Source organism: Streptomyces longisporoflavus (assembly GCF_014649775.1).
GTDB classification, from domain to species: domain Bacteria; phylum Actinomycetota; class Actinomycetes; order Streptomycetales; family Streptomycetaceae; genus Streptomyces; species Streptomyces longisporoflavus.
The window spans coordinates 302,019-320,213 of the sequence record NZ_BMTR01000005.1 but is presented as its reverse complement, the minus strand read 5'-3'; the positions used below and the strand labels follow the sequence as shown (position 1 = coordinate 320,213).

The 18,195-nt window shown below is 70.5% G+C and carries 15 protein-coding genes and 1 pseudogene; 11 read left to right on the top strand and 5 right to left on the bottom strand.

Annotated features, from left to right (window positions below; all coding sequences use genetic code 11):
* The first annotated feature begins 8 nt into the window (after positions 1-8).
* Positions 9-1,041, top strand: a pseudogene (locus tag IE226_RS12910) (LacI family DNA-binding transcriptional regulator).
* Between the two features lie 75 nt (positions 1,042-1,116).
* The gene (locus IE226_RS12905; RefSeq protein ID WP_190081262.1) at positions 1,117-1,986 is read left to right on the top strand and encodes a phosphatase PAP2 family protein; all 870 of its coding nucleotides are present in this window, start codon (positions 1,117-1,119) and stop codon (positions 1,984-1,986) included.
* 11 nt (positions 1,987-1,997) lie between these two features.
* On the opposite strand, the gene IE226_RS12900 is transcribed toward IE226_RS12905, so the two are convergent.
* Positions 1,998-4,991 (bottom strand): bifunctional [glutamine synthetase] adenylyltransferase/[glutamine synthetase]-adenylyl-L-tyrosine phosphorylase, encoded by a 2,994-nt coding sequence (locus tag IE226_RS12900; RefSeq protein ID WP_190081261.1) that lies wholly within the window; start codon positions 4,989-4,991, stop codon positions 1,998-2,000.
* 117 nt (positions 4,992-5,108) lie between these two features.
* On the opposite strand from IE226_RS12900, the gene IE226_RS12895 reads away from it, so the two are divergent.
* A complete protein-coding gene (locus IE226_RS12895; protein WP_190081260.1) occupies positions 5,109-5,621 on the top strand; it encodes a pyridoxamine 5'-phosphate oxidase family protein in 513 nt (170 codons plus the stop codon).
* Between the two features lie 66 nt (positions 5,622-5,687).
* Complete coding sequence (locus IE226_RS12890; protein ID WP_190081259.1) at positions 5,688-6,122, top strand: VOC family protein; 435 nt, start codon at positions 5,688-5,690, stop codon at positions 6,120-6,122.
* A 111-nt stretch (positions 6,123-6,233) separates the two neighbouring features.
* Here IE226_RS12890 and glnA2 read toward each other — a convergent pair whose 3' ends face one another.
* Positions 6,234-7,595, bottom strand: a complete 1,362-nt coding sequence (glnA2, locus tag IE226_RS12885) for a gamma-glutamylpolyamine synthetase GlnA2 (RefSeq protein ID WP_190081258.1) — start codon at positions 7,593-7,595, stop codon at positions 6,234-6,236.
* A gap of 320 nt (positions 7,596-7,915) precedes the next feature.
* Here glnA2 and IE226_RS12880 point away from each other — a divergent pair, with 320 nt between their 5' ends.
* Entirely contained in the window at positions 7,916-8,578 is a 663-nt protein-coding gene (locus IE226_RS12880; RefSeq protein ID WP_190081257.1) for a thioredoxin-like domain-containing protein, read from the top strand.
* Complete coding sequence (locus tag IE226_RS12875) at positions 8,575-9,198, top strand: DUF305 domain-containing protein (protein WP_190081256.1); 624 nt, start codon at positions 8,575-8,577, stop codon at positions 9,196-9,198. The genes IE226_RS12880 and IE226_RS12875 overlap by 4 nt, the downstream gene beginning before the upstream one ends.
* 472 nt (positions 9,199-9,670) lie before the next feature.
* On the opposite strand, the gene IE226_RS12870 is transcribed toward IE226_RS12875, so the two are convergent.
* On the bottom strand, positions 9,671-10,723 hold the full coding sequence (locus IE226_RS12870) for a hydroxyacid dehydrogenase (protein WP_373306939.1): 1,053 nt from the start codon (positions 10,721-10,723) through the stop codon (positions 9,671-9,673).
* A gap of 386 nt (positions 10,724-11,109) precedes the next feature.
* Here IE226_RS12870 and IE226_RS12865 point away from each other — a divergent pair, with 386 nt between their 5' ends.
* From IE226_RS12865 to IE226_RS12850, 4 genes are all read left to right on the top strand, one after another.
* Entirely contained in the window at positions 11,110-11,964 is an 855-nt protein-coding gene (locus IE226_RS12865) for an ABC transporter permease (RefSeq protein WP_190081452.1), read from the top strand.
* A gap of 83 nt (positions 11,965-12,047) precedes the next feature.
* A complete protein-coding gene (locus tag IE226_RS12860) occupies positions 12,048-12,911 on the top strand; it encodes a carbohydrate ABC transporter permease (protein WP_190081255.1) in 864 nt (287 codons plus the stop codon).
* A gap of 55 nt (positions 12,912-12,966) precedes the next feature.
* Positions 12,967-14,604 carry a type 2 periplasmic-binding domain-containing protein gene (locus tag IE226_RS12855; RefSeq protein WP_190081254.1) on the top strand — a complete coding sequence of 546 codons (1,638 nt, stop codon included), beginning with the start codon at positions 12,967-12,969 and terminating at the stop codon, positions 14,602-14,604.
* A 134-nt stretch (positions 14,605-14,738) separates the two neighbouring features.
* Positions 14,739-15,809 (top strand): LacI family DNA-binding transcriptional regulator, encoded by a 1,071-nt coding sequence (locus IE226_RS12850; protein WP_190081253.1) that lies wholly within the window; start codon positions 14,739-14,741, stop codon positions 15,807-15,809.
* Between the two features lie 58 nt (positions 15,810-15,867).
* Here IE226_RS12850 and IE226_RS12845 read toward each other — a convergent pair whose 3' ends face one another.
* Together IE226_RS12845 and IE226_RS12840 are read right to left on the bottom strand one after the other, a co-directional pair.
* Positions 15,868-16,686 carry an alpha/beta fold hydrolase gene (locus IE226_RS12845; RefSeq protein ID WP_190081252.1) on the bottom strand — a complete coding sequence of 273 codons (819 nt, stop codon included), beginning with the start codon at positions 16,684-16,686 and terminating at the stop codon, positions 15,868-15,870.
* Complete coding sequence (locus IE226_RS12840) at positions 16,683-17,387, bottom strand: DUF998 domain-containing protein (protein WP_373306937.1); 705 nt, start codon at positions 17,385-17,387, stop codon at positions 16,683-16,685. Before IE226_RS12840 ends, IE226_RS12845 begins: the two co-directional genes overlap by 4 nt.
* Before the next feature lie 124 nt (positions 17,388-17,511).
* On the opposite strand from IE226_RS12840, the gene IE226_RS12835 reads away from it, so the two are divergent.
* Entirely contained in the window at positions 17,512-18,042 is a 531-nt protein-coding gene (locus IE226_RS12835) for a hypothetical protein (protein WP_190081250.1), read from the top strand.
* Positions 18,043-18,195: the final 153 nt, after the last annotated feature.

The following is an 18,195-nucleotide window of genomic DNA, read 5'->3' as shown; positions in this document are numbered from 1 at the left end:
CCAATCCTGTGACCGCGCGACTGGCCGATCGCAGCGCAGGCGGGGGTCAGCGAGGCGACGGTCAGCCGGGTGCTCAACGGCAAGCCGGGCGTCGCCGGGGCCACCCGCCAGTCCGTGCTTGCCGCACTCGACGTGCTCGGCTACGAACGCCCGGTGCGGCTGCGCCAACGCAGCGCGGGCCTGGTCGGGCTGATCACGCCGGAGCTGGAGAACCCGATATTCCCCGCGCTCGCCCAGATCATCGGACAGGCCCTCACCCGGCAGGGGTATACGCCGGTGCTCGCCACCCAGACGCCGGGCGGCTCCACCGAGGACGAGCTGACGGAGATGCTCGTGGACCGCGGTGTCAGCGGCATCATCTTCGTCTCGGGGCTGCACGCGGACACCTCGGCGGACATGCAGCGCTATGAGCAGCTGCGCGCGCAGGGAGTGCCGTTCGTGCTCGTCGACGGCTTCTCGCCCAAGGTGCAGGCGCCCTTCATCTCGCCGGACGACCGGGCCGCGATGCGCCTCGCGGTGACCCATCTCGTTTCGCTGGGTCATACACGGATCGGGCTCGCGCTCGGCCCCAAGCGGTTCGTGCCCGTACAGCGGAAGATCGAGGGTTTCGTACGCACGGTGCAGGACCTGCTCGCACTGACCCCGCAGGAGATCGAGTCCGATCTGGTCCAGCATTCGCTGTACACGCTGGAAGGCGGGCAGGCGGCGGCGTCCGCCCTCCTCGACCGCGGCTGTACGGCCGTCGTGTGCGCGAGCGACATGATGGCCCTGGGCGCGATCCGGACGGCCAGGGAGCGCGGTTTCGAGGTCCCGGACGACATATCGGTCGTAGGATTCGACGATTCCCCGCTGATCGCGTTCACCGATCCGCCCCTGACCACGGTGCGTAAACCCGTGCCGTCGATGGGCCAGGCGGCGGTCCGTACGCTTCTGGAGGAGATCGGCGGCACGCCCGCCCCGCACAGCGAATTCGTCTTCATGCCGGAGCTTGTCGTTCGGGGTTCAACAGCTTCTTCCCCCCGGGGGCGTACTCGTCCGTAGGGCGTAGAGAATGCGGCCTGAACCAGACCTTGGGATGATCGGGCGGATGGCCGGAATCTGGCAGACTCTGTGCCTATGGGTGAGATGACTGTGACGACACTGGAAGGCCGGCAGCGGCCCACCACATCACCCATCGCGGGCGAGCAGGAAGACCGCAATGGGCGGGCACTCCTGCGCCGTCTTCGCACTCCGCGCCGCCCCCGGCTCTGGTTCGAGATCCTGCTGATCGCGGTGAGCTACTGGACGTACTCCCTGGTCCGCAACGCCGTGCCGGAACAGAAGTCACAGGCCCTGCGCAACGCCGACTGGATCTGGCAGGCGGAGCAGCATCTCGGGATCGCCGTGGAGCAGAGCGTCAACCACGCGGTGAACTCGGTGTCGTGGCTCATCGTCGGCATGAACTACTACTACGCGACGCTGCACTTCGTGGTGACGCTCGGTGTCCTGGTCTGGCTGTTCCGCAAGCATCCGGGGCGCTATGCGGCGACGCGCATGGTGCTCTTCGCGACAACCGCCGTGGCGCTCCTCGGTTACTACCTCTACCCCCTGGCACCGCCCCGCCTGATGAACGGCCAGGACTTCATCGACACGGTCCTGGTCCACCAGACGTGGGGCTCCATGGCCTCCGGCGACCTCAAGCACATGTCGAACCAGTACGCGGCGATGCCGTCGATGCACATCGGCTGGTCCCTGTGGTGCGGCCTGACGATCTTCGCCCTGGCGTCGGTCCCGTGGGTGAGGGTGCTCGGCCTGCTCTACCCCACGGCGACCCTGATCGTGATCGTCGCCACCGCCAACCACTTCTGGCTCGACGCCGTGGGCGGCATGATCTGCCTGGCGTTCGGCTTCGCGGTGGCCTGGCTCTGGTACGGGGCGCAGCCGCACAAGCTGCCGCGCGAGGTGGCGGCCCCGAAACCGGAACCGGAACCGGCCCCGGCCGCCTAGGGACCGGCCGCCTAGGCCCCGTAGAACCTCTCCTCCATCACGGCCCGCGCCCTGCGCGTGGTCCGCCGGTAGTCGTCGAGCATGTCCCCCACGTGTCCCGGGTCGTAGCCCAGATACCGGCCCACCGCGGCCAGTTCCCGGCCGTCCGAGGGGAACGTGTCACCGGCCCGGCCGCGCACCAGCATCACCGCGTTGCGCACCCGGGTGGCCAGGACCCAGGCCTCGTCCAGGATCGCCGCGTCCTCGGTCGGGATCAGCTCGGCCGCGCAGGCCGCCGCGAGGGCCTCGCGGGTGCGGGTGGTGCGCAGGCCCGGCTCGGCCCAGCCGTGCGTCAGCTGCATCAGCTGGACGGTCCACTCGACGTCCGAGAGGCCGCCGCGGCCCAGCTTGGTGTGCAGGGTGGGGTCGGCGCCGCGCGGCATGCGTTCGGCCTCCATGCGGGCTTTGAGGCGGCGGATCTCGCGGACCGCGTCGTCGCCGAGGCCCTCCGCCGGATAGCGCAGCGGGTCCACGAGCTCGATGAAGGCGCGGCCCAACTCGGCGTCCCCCGCGATGGGTTCCGCCCGGAGGAGCGCCTGGGACTCCCAGATGAGGGACCAGCGGCGGTAGTAGGCCTCGTACGAGCCGAGGGTGCGCACCAGCGGGCCGCTCTTGCCCTCGGGCCGCAGATCCGTGTCGATCAGGAGCGGCGGGTCGGCGCTGGGGAGCTCGAGGAGCCTGCGCATCTCCGAGACCACCCTGGCGGCCGCCTTGCCCGCCTCCTGGTCGCCCACGCCCTCGCGCGGCTCGTGGACGAAGAGGACGTCCGCGTCCGAGCCGTAGCCCAGTTCGTGGCCGCCCAGGCGGCCCATGCCGATCACCGCGAACCGCACCGGCAGCGTGTCGCCCCAGCCCTCGCGGACCACCGCACGCAGCGTGCCCGCGATCGTCGCGGCCGTGATGTCGGAGAGCGCGTCGCCCACCCGGTCCACCAGGGCGCCGGGATCGGCCTCGGCGGGGCTCTCCTCGGTGCCGTACGAGCCGATGATGTCCGCCGCCGTCGTACGGAACAGCTCGCGGCGGCGCACGCCGCGCGCCGCCGCGACGGCCTGTTCGCCGCCCTCCGCGCGGCCCACCGCGGCCAGGACCTCCTGCTCCAGGTGGGCGTGGTCGCGCGGTTCGAGGCCGCGCTGGTCGCCGAGGAGAGCCACCGCTTCGGGGGCGCGCATGAGGAGATCAGGGGCGAGGCGTCCGGCGGACAGGACGCGGGCGAGGTTCTCGGCCGCGGCGCCCTCGTCGCGCAGGAGTCGCAGGTACCAGGGGGTCTTGCCGAGGGCGTCGGAGACCTTGCGGAAGTTCAGGAGGCCCGCGTCGGGGTCCGCCGAGTCTGCGAACCAGCCGAGGAGCACGGGGAGCAGGGTGCGTTGGATCGCCGCCTTGCGCGTGACGCCCGAGGCGAGGGCCTCCAGGTGGCGCAGGGCCGCCGCCGGGTCGTGGTAGCCGAGGGCCACCATGCGTTCGCGGGCCGCTTCCGTGCTCAGCCTGGTCTCGCCGGGCGCCAGTTGGGCCACCGCGTCAAGGAGCGGGCGGTAGAAGAGCTTCTCGTGCAGGCGGCGCACGACCGAGGTGTGCCGCTTCCACGCGCGGTTCAGCTCGGTGATCGGCTCCGTGCGCATGCCCAGGGAGCGGCCGATGCGCCGCAGGTCGGCGTCGTCCTCGGGGATCAGGTGGGTGCGCCGCAACTTGAAGAGCTGGATGCGGTGCTCCAGGGAGCGCAGGAAGCGGTAGGCGTCGTCGAGCTGGACGGCGTCCACGCGCCCCACGTAGCCGCCGGCCGCGAGCGCCTCCAGGGCTGCCAGGGTCGAGCCGCTGCGGATCGAGGTGTCACCGCGACCGTGCACCAACTGGAGCATCTGTACGGCGAATTCGACGTCCCGCAGGCCGCCGGGACCCAGCTTCAGCTCGCGGTCGACCTCGCCCGCCGGGATGTTCTCCACGACTCGGCGGCGCATCTTCTGCACGTCGGCCACGAAGTTGTCGCGCTCGGCCGCGTGCCAGACGAGGGGCGCGAGCGTGGTGACGTACTCCTCGCCGAGGGCCAGGTCACCGGCGACCGGGCGGGCCTTGAGCAGTGCCTGGAACTCCCAGGTCTTGGCCCAGCGCTGGTAGTAGGCGAGGTGGCTGCTGAGGGTGCGCACCAGGGGGCCGTTGCGCCCCTCCGGGCGGAGGTTGGCGTCGACCGGCCAGATGGTGCCCTCGACCGTGGTCTCCGAACAGATCCGCATCATGTGCGAGGCCAGTCGGGTCGCGGCCTGGACCGCCTTGCCCTCGTCGGCGCCGTCCACCGCTTCCCCGACGAAGATGACGTCGACGTCCGAGACGTAATTCAGCTCGTGGCCGCCGCACTTGCCCATCGCGATGACCGCGAGCCTGCACTGCGAGGCGTCAGCGGGGGCCGCCGCCTCGGCCATGGCGAGCGCGGCACGCAGGGTCGCCGTCGCCAGGTCCGCGAGCTCGGCCGCCGCCTCGGCGACGTCCGTCGTGCCGCAGACGTCACGTGCCGCTATGGCGAGCAGGCAGCGGCGGTAGGCGACACGGAGCGAGACCGGGTCGTGGGCGTCCGCCAGGCCGCGCTCGAACTCCTCGACGCCGGGGTGCAGGTCGGCCAGCTCGTACGTGACCAGGGCACGCCAGTCGCCGGGGTGCCTGGCCAGGTGGTCGGCGAGGGCCTCGGAGGCGCCGAGCACGCCGAGCAGCCTGTCGCGCAGCGGCTTGGCGCTGACCAGGGTGTCCAGCAGCTCCCGGCGGCTCATGTCGTCGGGCTGCCCCTCGACCAGGCGTACGAGGCCGAGGAGCGCCAGGTCCGGGTCGGCGACGGCGCCGAGGGCGTCGAGGAGCACCGGGTCGGTCCGCAGCGCCGACAGTTCGGGAGCCCCGAGAAGCCGCTCGGCGGCGGACGGATCGGTGAAACCATGCCGCAGCAGCCGCGTGAACGTACTGCTCCTGCGCCCTTGCGGCAGTGTCATCCCCGCGCCTCCGTTCGATCATCCTGGCCCGAGCCTACGGCCTGACCGATGAGTTCTGCCCGCCTGCGCGGTCCGTACATGGACGGGAGCATTGATGGCAGCCTCAGGAGGCGGACGATGGCGAGCAAACAACCGCGTACGGAACTGGACGACCGGTACAGCAGCGTGGGAGCCGCCGCGACCCCCTGGTCCGACGCGGTACGGCAGCTGAGGGCGGCCGAGCTCTTCTGGATCTCGTCCGTACGTCCCGACGGGCGCCCGCACGTCACACCGCTGCCCGCCGTCTGGCTGGACGACGCGCTGTACTTCTGCACGGGCCCCGGCGAGCGCAAGGCACGGAACGTGGCGGCCAACCCCGAGGTCGTGCTGACGACGGGCGTCAACCTCTGGGACAAGGGGCACGACCTGGTCGTCGAGGGCGCCGCGGTGCGGATCACGGACGAGGACAGGCTGCAACTCCTGGCGACTGCGTGGGAGGAGAAGTACGGCAGCTTCTGGCACTACGAGGTGCGGGACGGCTGCTTCCACCACGGGGCGGGGCACGCATACGTCTTCGAGGTGGCCCCGCGTACCGCCTTCGGCTTCGGCAAGGGCGAGCCGTTCAGCCAGACGCGGTGGCGGTTCGAGTGACGGCGCCGCGGAGCGGACGCGGCCGTTCACGCTGACAGGGCCCCGGAGCCTTGATGTACTCGGCCCATGGAATACACACTCGAGGTGATCCCGCTCCCCGTCAGTGACATCGACCGGGCCATGGAGTTCTACCGCGACAAACTCGGTTTCCACGTGGACATCGACCAGGAGGTCATGCCGGGCATGCGCATCGTCCAGCTGACCCCGCCGGGCTCCGGCTGCTCCATCGCCCTCGCCGACACGCTCTGGGAGACGATGGACGGCCCCACCCCGGCCCCCGGCTCCTACCAGGGCCTGCAGCTGTGCGTCGCCGACGCGAAGGCGGCACACGCCGAGCTGACGGCGCGCGGCCTGGAGATCTCGGAGCCGGTGGCTCACGCGCCGCAGGACGGCGGCACGTTCATGTACTTCAAGGACCCGGACGGGAACGGCTGGGCGATCCAGGAGTACCGGGTGCGGGCGGAGACGCCCTTGCGTGCGGCGATCGTGAGCGCCCTTTAGGGGCGCGAGCAACCACGACGAAGCCGCAGTCGCGTCTGCCGGGATCCCGGCAGACGCGACTGCGGCTTTTCGCACGCTGAGCGCGCAGTTCCCCGCGCCCCTGACGGGGCGCTACAGGACCGGCAGGTTCTTTCGCAGCTCGAAGGCCGTGACCTCTGACCTGTACTCCTCCCACTCCTGCTTCTTGTTGCGCAGGAAGAAGTCGTAGACGTGCTCCCCCAGGGTCTCGGCCACGAGCTCGCTGCGTTCCATCAGGGCGATCGCCTCGCCGAGATTCTGCGGGAGCGGCTCGATGCCCATCGCGCGGCGTTCCGCGTCGCTCAGGGCCCATACGTCGTCGTCGGCGCCCGGCGGGAGTTCGTAGCCCTCCTCGATGCCCTTGAGGCCCGCGGCGAGCAGGACCGCGTACGTCAGGTACGGGTTCGCGCCCGAGTCGATCGAGCGGACCTCCACCCGGGCGGAGCCGGTCTTGCCGGGCTTGTACATGGGCACCCGGATGAGCGCGCTGCGGTTGTTGTGGCCCCAGCAGATGTACGAGGGTGCCTCGCCCCCCGCGCCCGCCGTGCGCTCCGAGCCGCCCCAGATGCGCTTGTAGGAGTTCACCCACTGGTTGGTGACCGCGGAGATCTCGGCGGCGTGCTTCAGGAGGCCCGCGATGAAGGAGCGGCCCACCTTGGAGAGCTGGTACTCGGAGCCGGACTCGTAGAAGGCGTTGCGGTCGCCCTCGAAGAGGGAGAGGTGCGTGTGCATGCCCGAGCCGGGGTGCTCGGAGAACGGCTTGGGCATGAAGGTCGCGTTGACCCCCTGCTCCAGCGCGACCTGCTTCATGACCAGGCGGAACGTCATGATGTTGTCGGCCGTGGAGAGCGCGTCCGCGTAACGGAGGTCGATCTCCTGCTGGCCCGGCGCGCCCTCGTGGTGGCTGAACTCGACCGAGATGCCCATGGATTCGAGCATGGTGATCGCCTGGCGGCGGAAGTCCATGCCCACGTTCTGCGGGGTGTGGTCGAAGTAGCCGGAGTTGTCGGCGGGGGTGGGCCGCGAGCCGTCGAGCGGCTTGTCCTTCAGGAGGAAGAACTCGATCTCGGGGTGGGTGTAGAAGGTGAAGCCGAGGTCGGAGGTCTTCGCCAGGGCGCGCTTGAGGACGAAGCGCGGGTCCGCGAAGGACGGGGAGCCGTCGGGCATCAGGATGTCGCAGAACATACGGGCGGTGCCGGGGGCCTCCGCGCGCCAGGGCAGCACCTGGAACGTCGAGGGGTCCGGCTTGGCGATCATGTCCGACTCGTACACCCGGGCGAATCCCTCGATCGCCGAGCCGTCGAAGCCGATGCCTTCGTCGAAGGCCTGCTCCAGCTCCGCGGGAGCCACCGCGACCGATTTCAGGAAGCCGAGGACATCCGTGAACCACAGGCGTACGAACCGGATGTCGCGCTCCTCCAGAGTCCGGAGCACGAATTCCTGCTGCTTGTCCATCTTCCGCTTCCACCCATCCTTGCTGGTCAGGCCGCCTGCGACCACGCTGCCTTCGCACTGTGTCCGCGTCCGGGGACGCGTCGGGGCACATGAGCATCCCACCACACGGTTTCGGGCGCGTTGCGGGCCATGTGCCGTCCTGTGCCCATAGTGCCTGCTGATCGGCGCGCCCGTAACAGCGGGCGGCGCAGACTGCCCCTACAGCCCGCCGGGCTCGCCCATTACGATCAGCGAACCGCTCCACCTTGCTACGCCTGTTCTGTCACGCGCGTCCCACCCTTTACGTCGTCATCTACGTCGTCATCGCCGAAGGACACATCATGGGTTCCGCCAAGAAGTCGAGCACCGCATCCCGTAAGGCCCGAATAGAGGAGATGCGCAAGGCCGAGCGCGCACGCGACCGCCGGGGCCGCATCATCACGATCACCCTGAGCGCGGTGGTGGTCGCCGCGCTCGCCGTGGGCGGTGTCGTCCTCTTCCAGCAGGGCGAGGACTCCGACACGGCCGGGGACGGGAACGCCGCGCCGAAGTTCAAGACGACCGCGGACGGCGAGAAGGTCTGGGACGCGAAGAAGCTGGGCCGCACCCACGTCACCAAGGACGTCAGCTACTCGATGACCCCGCCGGTGGGCGGCGACCACGACCAGGTCTGGATGAACTGCAACGGCGACGTCTACAAGGACGAGATCCCTGAGCGCCACGCCGTGCACTCCCTGGAGCACGGGGCGGTCTGGGTGACGTACAACGACAAGGCGAAGCCCGCGGACCTGAAGAAGCTGGAGCAGAAGGTCAAGCAGACGCCGTACTCCCTGATGAGCCCGGTCAAGGACCAGAAGGACCCGGTCATGCTGTCGGCCTGGGGCCGCCAGCGCACGGTGACCGGCGCGGACGACCCGAAGGTCGGTTCCTTCTTCTCTACGTACGTGCAGGGCAAGCAGACCCCCGAGCCGGGCGCAGCCTGCACGGGTGGCAAGTCCCAGTGAGGCGGCGCACGTGCTGGGCCGTGGGGGCCGTCGCGGCGGTGGTGGTGGCCGGTGGCGGGATCACGGTCGCGGTCGCCTCGTCGCACGGCTCGTCCGGCACGTCCGTTCCGGCCACGGAGTCGGCCGACGCGGGCTTCGCCAGGGACATGGCCACGCATCACCAGCAGGCCGTGGAGATGTCGTACATCGTGCGCGACCGTACGAAGGACGAGGAGATCCGCCGTCTCGCGTACGACATCGCCCAGACGCAGGCGAACCAGCGGGGCATGCTGCTCGGCTGGCTCGACCTGTGGGAGCTGCCGAAGGTGCCGGAGAAGGCGCCGATGGAGTGGATGGGCATGGGGGACGTGCCGCCCGGCGAGGACGGCGCGCTGATGCCGGGGATGGCGACGAACACCAAGCTGAAGAAGCTCGGGAAGCTGGACGGGCGGGCCGCCGAGGTGCGCTATCTGCAACTGATGATCAAGCACCACAAGGGCGGGGTCCATATGGCCGAGGGGTGTGTGGACCGGTGCGAGGTGGGTGCGGAGGTGCGGCTCGCGCGGGGGATGGTGGCTTCGCAGGAGTCGGAGATCGAGCTGATGACGGGGTTGCTGAAGGCGCGGGGCGCAAAGCCGTAGCGGCGGGGCCTTGTGCGTACCGGCATCGCGCGTACCGTCATCGCCGGCTCCGCCGAGCTCGTCCTCAAACGCCGGACGGGCTGAATGCTCACCCCGGTCGCTCCGGTGACTCCGGTGACTCCGGTTCGGGGGAGCTTTGAGCCGTCCGGCCTTGCGGCCGGGGGCGGTGCGAGGCCCGGACCGGCGTCCGGACCGAGGCAGGGACCAGCGCCCGGGGCCCGGTCCCGGGCCCGGATCGACACCCGGTACGAGACCCAGACCGGCACGAGACCGGGTCCGGCACCCGGTACGAGACCCAGGCCGGCACGAGACCAGGCCCGGCACGAGACCAGGCCCGGCACCCGGCACGAGGCCGAAACCAGCGCCCGGCGCCAGGCCAGGGCCGGCATGGCATCCAGCACGAGACCCGGCCCAGAGGCCCGGACCAGCATCCAGCGCCAGGCCGGGCAAAGAGGCCGGGCAAAGGCGCCGCTCAAGCCAGCCGCGGCAGCTCCTCCCTCCGCAGCTGCCCCCGCAAAGGCGCCCCCGCCAGAAACCGCTCCACCTCGGCGACCGCGTACTCCCCGAGTCGGCGCACCTCGCTCCCCTGCGCCCCCGCGACATGCGGGGTGACCAGGACGTTCGGCAGGAGCAGTAGAGGATGGCCGGGCGGCAGCGGCTCGGGGTCCGTCACGTCCAGGAACGCGTCCAGGCGCCCCGCCCCGCACTCACGGGCCAGCGCCTGATTGTCGACCAGTGAGCCCCGCGCCGTGTTGATGACGGTGCCCCCGTCCGGGATCAGCTTCAGCATCTCCGCGCTCACCATGCCCCGCGTCTCGGGGAGTTGGGGCGCGTGGACGCTGACGATCGAGCTGCGCCTGCACAGTTCCGGCAGGTCGATCAGCTCCACGCCGAGCCCCGCCGCCTCCTCCAGCGTGACGTAGGGGTCGGTCAGGAGCACCCGCATGCCCATGTCGGAGGCGCGCAGTGCGGCGATCACCCCGCGGCCGATGCGGGACGCGCCGATGATGCCGACGGTGCGGGCGTCGGCGCCGGTCCGTTCGGTGAAGGGCGGCCACCCGGAGGAGTAGCCTGCGGCGGCGGACAGCGCGCCCTTCGCCGCGAAGGTGATCGCGGCGATCGTGTACGCCACGACGGGCCCCGCGTTCGCGTCGGCCGCCGACGAGACCACCACGCCCCGGTCCCACAGCGCGTCCGTCACCACGGGTTTCACCGATCCGGCGGCATGCACGAGGGCGCGCAGCCGGGGTGCGTGGGCGAGGACCTCCGCCGTGAGCGGCGGGCAGTTCCAGCCGGTGACCAGGATCTCCGTTTCGGCGAGTACCGCGCGCGCGTCGGCGTCGGTGAGGGAGCCGCTGAGCAGGCCGGGCGCCAAGTCCACGCTGCGCGCGAGCCGTTCGCGGATGTCCGGGGCGAACACCCGGTCCGCCACGTCCGCGCTCATGGCGAGCGCGGCGACGGCCGATCTGTTCGCCCGACCGGCCGCCGCTCCAGTCGCCGCTCCGGTCGCCGCTCCAATCTCCATCCCGGTCGCCGCCCCAGTCGCCGCCCCAGTCACCGCTCCGGTCGCCGGACTGACCGGTGGGGCTTTCAACTCTGCCTGGTCTGCCACGCGTGACCATCCCTCGTAGTAACCGGTTACCCAACAGCGCCTGGAGGCTAGGCCGAAGTCGGGACAGCGGTCAAGAGATCGCATGCTCAAGGGGGTTGACCAGCGTTAGTAACCGCTTTAGATTCCGGTCACCTTGTTCCGACGACGGAGGGGCTGCCGTGCCAGCGGTGACGAAGGACCGGACGGAAACCGAGGCGGTGAAGCCGCCCGGCGAACGCGAATACCGGCCAAATGGCAACAAAACCAAGCGTGATGAGCGATGGAAGCGGTTTCACTCCTCGCGAGTCCTGCTGCTGCTCATGGTGCCGGGAGTCGCGTACTTCCTGGTGTTCCACTACGGCGCGTTCATCGGGAACGCCGTCGCCTTCAAGGAGTACGTCCCCTTCGACGGCCTCTGGGCCAGCCCCTGGGTCGGCTTCGAGAACTTCGACCGGATGTTCGGCGACCCGGACTTCTGGCACGCGACCTGGAACACGCTCTTCCTCGCGGTGCTCCAGTTGGTCTTCTTCTTCCCGGTCCCGCTCGGCCTCGCCCTGCTCCTGCACAGCCTGACCTCGGACCTCACACGGCGCTTCGTGCAGTCCGTGGTCTACCTCCCGCACTTCCTGTCGTGGGTCATCGTCGTCGCCCTGTTCCAGCAGGTGCTCGCCGACACCGGTCTGCTCAACTCCGTGCTCGGGCAGGCGGGTCTGCACTCCGTCGACATCATCGGCAACCCGGACGCGTACCCGGCGCTCGTCGTCGCGCAGGTCGTCTGGAAGGACGCGGGCTGGGGCACGATCATCTTCCTCGCCGCGCTGATGCAGGTCGACGAGCAGCAGTACGAGGCCGCCGCGATCGACGGGGCGGGCCCCTGGCGCCGCTTCTGGCACGTGACGCTGCCGTCCATCCGCCCGGTCGTCATCCTGCTCCTGATCATGCGGCTCGGCGACATCCTCTCCGTCGGCTTCGAACAGATGCTGTTGCAGCGGCAGTCGGTGGGCCCCGAGGCAGGAGAGGTGCTCGACACCTTCGTCTTCTGGCAGGGCATCGTCGGCGGCGACACCGGATACGCCGCGGCGGCGGGCCTGTTCAAGGGCGTGGTCGGCGCGATTCTCGTCTTCGCGGCCAACAAGGTCGCCCATCGCCTCGGCGAGCAGGGGGTCTACAAGTGAGCACGAGCACGAAAACCGCCGCGATACGCCCCGGACGGCCTGCGCGTCGCACACGCCCCGCACGCCCCCCGCGCCCCTCCTGGATGGAGAAGCCGAAGCCGGTCACCCGGGCGGCCAAGGCCCTGGCGATCGTCACCATCCTGGTCATGGTCTTCGTACCGTTCCTGGTCATCGTCTCCACGTCGTTCGCATCGAACCGCGAGGTCATCGCCAACGGCGGCTGGGTCCTGTGGCCCACGCACCCCACCCTGCGCGCCTACGAGCAGGTCTTCGCGGGCGGCATCGTCACCAAGGCGCTCGGGGTCAGCGCCGGCATCACGATCATCGGCACCCTCGCCTCACTCGCGTGCACCACGTTCCTCGCGTACGCGCTGAGCCGCCCCAAGGTGTACGGCGGCAAGCCGATCCTGCTGATCGTCCTGTTCACGTTCCTCTTCCCGCCCGGCATGATCCCGGCGTTCCTGCTGGTCAAGGGCATGGGAATGCTGGAGAGCTACAGCGCCCTGATCGTCCCCGTCCTCATCAACGTCTTCAACCTGGTCGTCCTGCGCGGCTTCTTCCAGGGCGTGCCCGAGGAGCTGTACGAGGCGGCGCGGCTCGACGGCGCGAACGACTGGCAGATCCTGTGGCGGGTCGTGCTCCCGCTCTCCAAGGCGGCCCTCGCGGTGGTCGGCCTCTTCTACGCGGTGAGCTACTGGAACGCCTGGTTCCATGCCTCGATCTATCTGGAGTCCGACCACTGGCCGCTCCAGCAGGTCCTTCGTACGTACGTCATGGGCGGCTCGCAGATCGCGGACACCGGGCTCAGCGACGCCGCGAACGTCTCGGCCCCGCAGACCATGCAGATGGCCGTCCTGGTGATCGCCACCGTGCCGATCCTGATCGTCTATCCCTTCCTCCAGAAGTACTTCACCAAGGGCGTGCTCACCGGCGCCATCAAGAGCTGAGCCACTTCTCCAGCATCCCGAATTCCGAAAGGTCGTCACTGTGTCCGGTTCCTCGATGTCGCGCCGTACGCTGCTGCGCTCCATAGCCGTCGGCGGGGCCGCGGTCGCGGCTCCCTCCCTGCTCACCGCCTGCTCCACCGGTTCGGGCGGCGGCGGTTCGGTCAGCAACGCCAACAAGAAGGCGGCGCCCTGGCCCACGTACACCCCCGCCGACGGCCCGAAGCCCGACCTCGCGCCCACGGCCGGGGGCGTGCAGCCCGGCTTCACCAAGTACCCGGAGAAGCTGGTGCGGGCGACGGCCGAGAAGCCGGGCAACGGCAAGCAGAAGATCAAGGTCATGACCATCACCTACGGCACCCCGCCGAAGCCGGTCGGATCGAACAAGTACTGGCAGGCGATGAACGAGGCCCTCGGCGTCGAGGTCGAGTTCTCCGTCGTGCCGGACGCGGACTTCCGCTCCAAGATGTCCACCCTGATGTCCGGCGACGACCTGCCCGACATGATCAACTTCGGTGGCGGGTACGTCCTGCCGCGCGAGTCGCAGTTCGTGAAGTCGCGGTGCGAGGACCTCTCGGACCACCTCTCCGGGGACGCCGTCAAGGACTACCCGAACCTCGCCAATATCCCCACGTACGCCTGGGAGGGCATGGGCCGCGTCGCCGGCCGCATCTACGGCCTGCCGATCGAGCGCGCCAAGGTGCAGGGCGCGATGTTCATCAACAAGGAGGCCTTCGAGAAGGCGGGCTACAAGCCGGGCATGGCGGCGGCCGACTTCCAGGCGATGGCGCGCGAGGCGTCGCGGAACAAGAAGTCCGCGCTCGGCGCCTCGTCGGTCGGCTTCTTCGGCTACCTCTACCACGCGATGTGGCACGGCGCGCCGAACCAGTGGCAGATCAAGAACGGCAAGGTCACCGACATGTACGGGACCGACGAGTTCAGGGCCGCCCTGGAGTACATGTCCAAGATGCGCAAGGCGGGCTCGTACAACTCCGACGCCACCTCGATCTCCCAGGTCGACCTCAAGACGCAGTTCTACAACGGCACGGTCCGCTCCATGACGGACGGCTGGGGCGCGGCCATCTCCAACGCGCAGGGCATCAAGGACGAGTTCACCCTCGACGCCGCCGTGCCGTACGTGGTGGACGGCGCGACGCCCGTCTACCAGCAGAACCGCGGCTGCTTCGGCTACACCGTCATCAAGAAGGCCTCCAAGGACCGTGTGAAGCTGATGCTGCGGGTCCTGGACTGGCTGGCGTCCCCGTTCGGCTCCAAGGAGTACGAGCTGATGCACTCGGGCGTCGAGGGCACGCACTTCAAGTACGACAAGAACGGCGACCCGATCCCCACCTCGCTCGGCCTGGTGGAGAACCGCACGAACCTGCCCTTCGCCTACCTCATGGACGCGCCGCAGCCGCTGTACTTCCCCGGCTTCGCCGACCTCACCGAGCGGCTGCACACCTGGGAGAAGGCGGTCGTGCCGAACCTCGTCCGCGACGACCACTGGGGCCTGATGTCGGACACGTACAACCGGCAGGGCGCCTCCATGCAGCAGGTCATCGAGGACGGTGTGACGGCGATCGTCTCGGGCCGCAAGAAGCTGTCCGACTGGGACGCCGTCTACAAGAAGTGGCAGTCGCAGGGCGGCGAGAAGGCGCGCGAGGAGTTCGCGAAGGAGTACGAGGCGGCGCACTGATCCCCGGCGGGCCCGGTATGCCGGCGGGCGCGGGATGATGGTCCGGGGCAGGCTGCGGACAGGCTGCCGTGGGGGTAACCCCGCCCCGGATTCTGCTACTTGTACCTGAGGACTCGAGGACTTGAGGAGACACAGTGGGTGAGCGGGTCACCATCCGCGACGTGGCGGCGCGGGCGGGCGTCTCGGTCGCGACCGTCTCGCGGGTCCTCGCGGGCAACTACCCGACGTCGACGGCGTCGCGCGCGAAGGTGCTGCGGGCCGTCAAGGACCTCGACTACGTCGCCAACGCGCACGCGCGCGCGTTGGCGGGCGCGGGCCGCAAGACGATCGCGGTGCTGATGTTCGACGTGGTCAGCTCCTTCTACGCGCATGTGGCGCAGGGCGTGGAGATGGAGGCCGCCCAGCGGGGCCGGCTCACCCTCGTCTCGTCGACGAACAGCGATCCGGCCCGTGAGCTGGCCCTGGTCCAGATGATGCGCGAGCAGGCCGCGGAGGCGGTGGTGCTCGTGGGCGGTGTGATCGAGGACGACGAGTACCGCGAGCGGATGGCGCGGTACGCGGAGGCGCTCGCGGCGGCGGGCTCCCGCCTCGTCCTGTGCGGGCGGCCCGCGCCGGCGCCGGACGTGCCCGCGCTCGTCGTCGAGTACGACAACGAGGCGGGCGCATACGCGATCACGAGCCATCTGCTGGGGGCGGGCCACCGCAAGATAGCCCTGATCGGCTACCAGCCCGGCCACACCACGGGCGAGGCCCGTGTCGCCGGGTACCTGCGTGCCCTTGCCGACCACGGGGTCCCGCGCGAGGAGGCGATCCTGCACGGCATCGGCTTCGGGCAGAACCACGGGTACGAGGCGATCATGGACCTTCTCGGGAAGGCGGACGGGCGGCCGGACTTCACGGCGGTCTTCGCGGGCGACGACCGGGTGGCGGCGGCCACGGTGATCGCGCTGCGAGAGCACGGGCTGCGGGTCCCCGAGGACATCTCGGTGGTCGGCTACAACGACGACCCGGTGGCCGCGGACATCACTCCCGGCCTGACGACCGTGCACATCCCCGCGGAGGAAATGGGCCGCACCGCAGTCCGCCTTGCTCTGGCGGGGGCGCCTCGATCGGGCCAGGAGAGGCATCTGCTGGGGACGCATATCGTGATTCGGGACAGTGTGCGGGGGGTCCGGGGGACCCGGGGGGACGGCAGTTCTTCGTGACCCGGAGGGGCCGGGGGGGCCGGAGGTACGCCGCTCTGCGGTGACCCGGCGGGTTGCTTCAGCGGGCGGTGCCGAGAATCGCCTCCGCCAAAGCCCGCGGAGCGTCCCGCATGACGAGGTGGCCCGAGGGACTCGCCACGCGGAAGGTCGCTTCGAGTGACGCGGCGAGATTCCGCTGCCGGGTGAGCCAGGTCGTCGTGCCGCGCGAGTACGCCGCGAGTACCGTCACAGGGAGGCCTTCGCGGAGGGGCAACTCACGGCGCAGGGCGGCGAGTTCGGCCGCCAGGTCGCCGTACGTCGCGTACTCCAGGAGCGAACCCCGCAGCACGCGACTCGCCCCGTAGACCCGCCGCACCGCGTCCGCCCGCACCGCGTCCCCCCGTACCGCCGCTCTCCGCAGGACGGGCCCCAGCGCCCGCGGCACCCCGGCCCCGCCCAGGACCGCCCCGCACATCCGCGCCGCCCCCACCCGCACCCCGCGCGGAACCCGTACCCCCGGCCGTTCCTCGACGCTGGAGTCGGCAAGGACCAGGCCCGACGTGCGCGCCGGGAAGAGGCGGGCGAACGCCTCGCAGTGGAAACCGGCGAGCGAGTGGCCGACCACGGTGGCCGGGCCGGGGAGGCCCACCGCGTCCAGGACCCGCGCGATCCGCTCGGCCTCGCCCGCGAGCGTGGGCGGCACGCGCGCGTGCCCGCTCAGTCCCGCCCCCGGCCGGTCGAAGCGCACCACCGTCCGCCACGGGGCGAGGAGCTCCACCACCGGGTCCCAGTCGAACCACGCGAGCCCGAGCCCCGCGCTCAGCACACACACCGGCCCGCTCCCCGTCACCCGCACGTGGTGCGGCACTCCCCCGTCCCCGAGCCGTACGAACGTCATCCGCGCCGCACCAGCGCGCTCGCGAGCAGCCCGAGCCAGCCCGCGATCAACAGCACCTGGAGCCGCTGCCCCATCCCCAGCGCCCACGTGCCGTACCCCGCGTCGAACGCGGCGACGGCGGCCAGCGTCCACACGGTGGCCGCCAGTTCGAGAAGCAGGAGCAGGAGACCGGCGGGGCGCACCAGGGAGGGCAGCGTCCCGTACCTCCGCGCCGCGAGCGTCAGCGCCGCCATCCCCACCAGCGCCCCCGTCACGGCGACACTGCTGCTCACCACGTGCGCCGTGTGCGTCAGGGGCACGAGCCCCGCCCGCTCCCTGGCCTCGCAGAGCGCGTCGGCGGTCGGCGCGCAGCTCATCGGCAGCCGGGAGTCGACCGCGGTGGCCGCCCCGTACAGCGCGAGCCCCGCCCACCCCACGACCGTCCACCACCGGCGCGGCAGCCACAGCAGCGCGCCCGCCGCGCCCGCGAGGATCAGCAGCCCGGCGGCCAGGTCGGTCGTACGGAAGAGCGTGCCGTACGGCTGGTCCAGGGCGGCGAGTTCACTGACGTACGAATTCACCGGCGAGAGCGGCGTCCCGAGAACGGCTTCGAGGAGCCACGCGCTGTAGGCGACCGCGCCGAGCGCGAGCAGGAGCGCGACGGTCGTGACCGGCCCGACGCTCGCGACGCCGCTCGCCACACCGTTCGCGACGCCGCTCACGACACGCCCCCCGACGACTGGCGCGGTCTGTGACGGTTTATCCGTATTCGCCATGGGGTCATGATCAGTGGAGTGCCGGGGGGCCGCACTTCGTCGAATACCCGCCAGGGGTAAGGTTCCGCCAATGGCGGCAACGAAGAGATCAGCGAACGGCAGGCAGCTCCTGCTGCTCGCCGCCCTGCTCTTCGGCATCGTGACGATGCATACGCTGGGCCACCCGACAGGGCACTCCGCGAGCCACCCGCCGAACCCGTCGTCGAGCCACTCCACCAGCCGGTCGGCGGACGGCCACTCCATGAGCCAGGCGGCGGACGGGCACTCCACGAGCCTCGCACCGAGCCGCACGCCGAGCCGGGCGCCGGTCCACGCGAGCGGGCCCGAACAGGCCGCCCGCCACCATCAGGCGCCCATGGTTACGTCCGCGGACGTAAGCGTCGACAGCGGAGTCACCGGAACGGGCGGCATGGACCCGCTCTCCGTCTGCCTGGCCGTCCTCGCCGCGCTCGCCCTCGTACTGCTGCTGAAGGCGGGCCTGCTGCGGCCCGGCGGCTTCGCCGTCGCCGCGCGTCCGCTCGCCCGGCCGCTCGACGGCCTGCGGCCCAACCCGCCGCCGCCCCGCATACTCCTGTCCCGCCTCTCGGTGCTGCGCATTTAGGCCGACGCACCGGCTGTTTCGTGCTGCCCGCGAACCGGTGCGGTCCCTGGTGGGAACCTCCGGGCGTCGAGCGGTGTATCAGAAGCAGCAGATGCGCCCATCTGCACGCACCACCACGACGAGGTGTACTCAGCCATGCGCGATCGAACCCTG

What these genes read in the sequence shown, in the direction of transcription:
- IE226_RS12905 (WP_190081262.1), top strand. Translation starts at nt 1,117, where the DNA reads ATGGGTGAGATGACTGTGACGACACTGGAAGGCCGGCAGCGGCCCACC.
- IE226_RS12900 (WP_190081261.1), bottom strand. Translation starts at nt 4,991, where the DNA reads ATGACACTGCCGCAAGGGCGCAGGAGCAGTACGTTCACGCGGCTGCTG.
- IE226_RS12895 (WP_190081260.1), top strand. Translation starts at nt 5,109, where the DNA reads ATGGCGAGCAAACAACCGCGTACGGAACTGGACGACCGGTACAGCAGC.
- IE226_RS12890 (WP_190081259.1), top strand. Translation starts at nt 5,688, where the DNA reads ATGGAATACACACTCGAGGTGATCCCGCTCCCCGTCAGTGACATCGAC.
- glnA2 (WP_190081258.1), bottom strand. Translation starts at nt 7,595, where the DNA reads ATGGACAAGCAGCAGGAATTCGTGCTCCGGACTCTGGAGGAGCGCGAC.
- IE226_RS12880 (WP_190081257.1), top strand. Translation starts at nt 7,916, where the DNA reads ATGGGTTCCGCCAAGAAGTCGAGCACCGCATCCCGTAAGGCCCGAATA.
- IE226_RS12870 (WP_373306939.1), bottom strand. Translation starts at nt 10,723, where the DNA reads ATGGAGATTGGAGCGGCGACCGGAGCGGCGACTGGAGCGGCGGCCGGT.
- IE226_RS12865 (WP_190081452.1), top strand. Translation starts at nt 11,110, where the DNA reads ATGGTGCCGGGAGTCGCGTACTTCCTGGTGTTCCACTACGGCGCGTTC.
- IE226_RS12860 (WP_190081255.1), top strand. Translation starts at nt 12,048, where the DNA reads ATGGAGAAGCCGAAGCCGGTCACCCGGGCGGCCAAGGCCCTGGCGATC.
- IE226_RS12855 (WP_190081254.1), top strand. Translation starts at nt 12,967, where the DNA reads ATGTCGCGCCGTACGCTGCTGCGCTCCATAGCCGTCGGCGGGGCCGCG.
- IE226_RS12845 (WP_190081252.1), bottom strand. Translation starts at nt 16,686, where the DNA reads ATGACGTTCGTACGGCTCGGGGACGGGGGAGTGCCGCACCACGTGCGG.
- IE226_RS12835 (WP_190081250.1), top strand. Translation starts at nt 17,512, where the DNA reads ATGGCGGCAACGAAGAGATCAGCGAACGGCAGGCAGCTCCTGCTGCTC.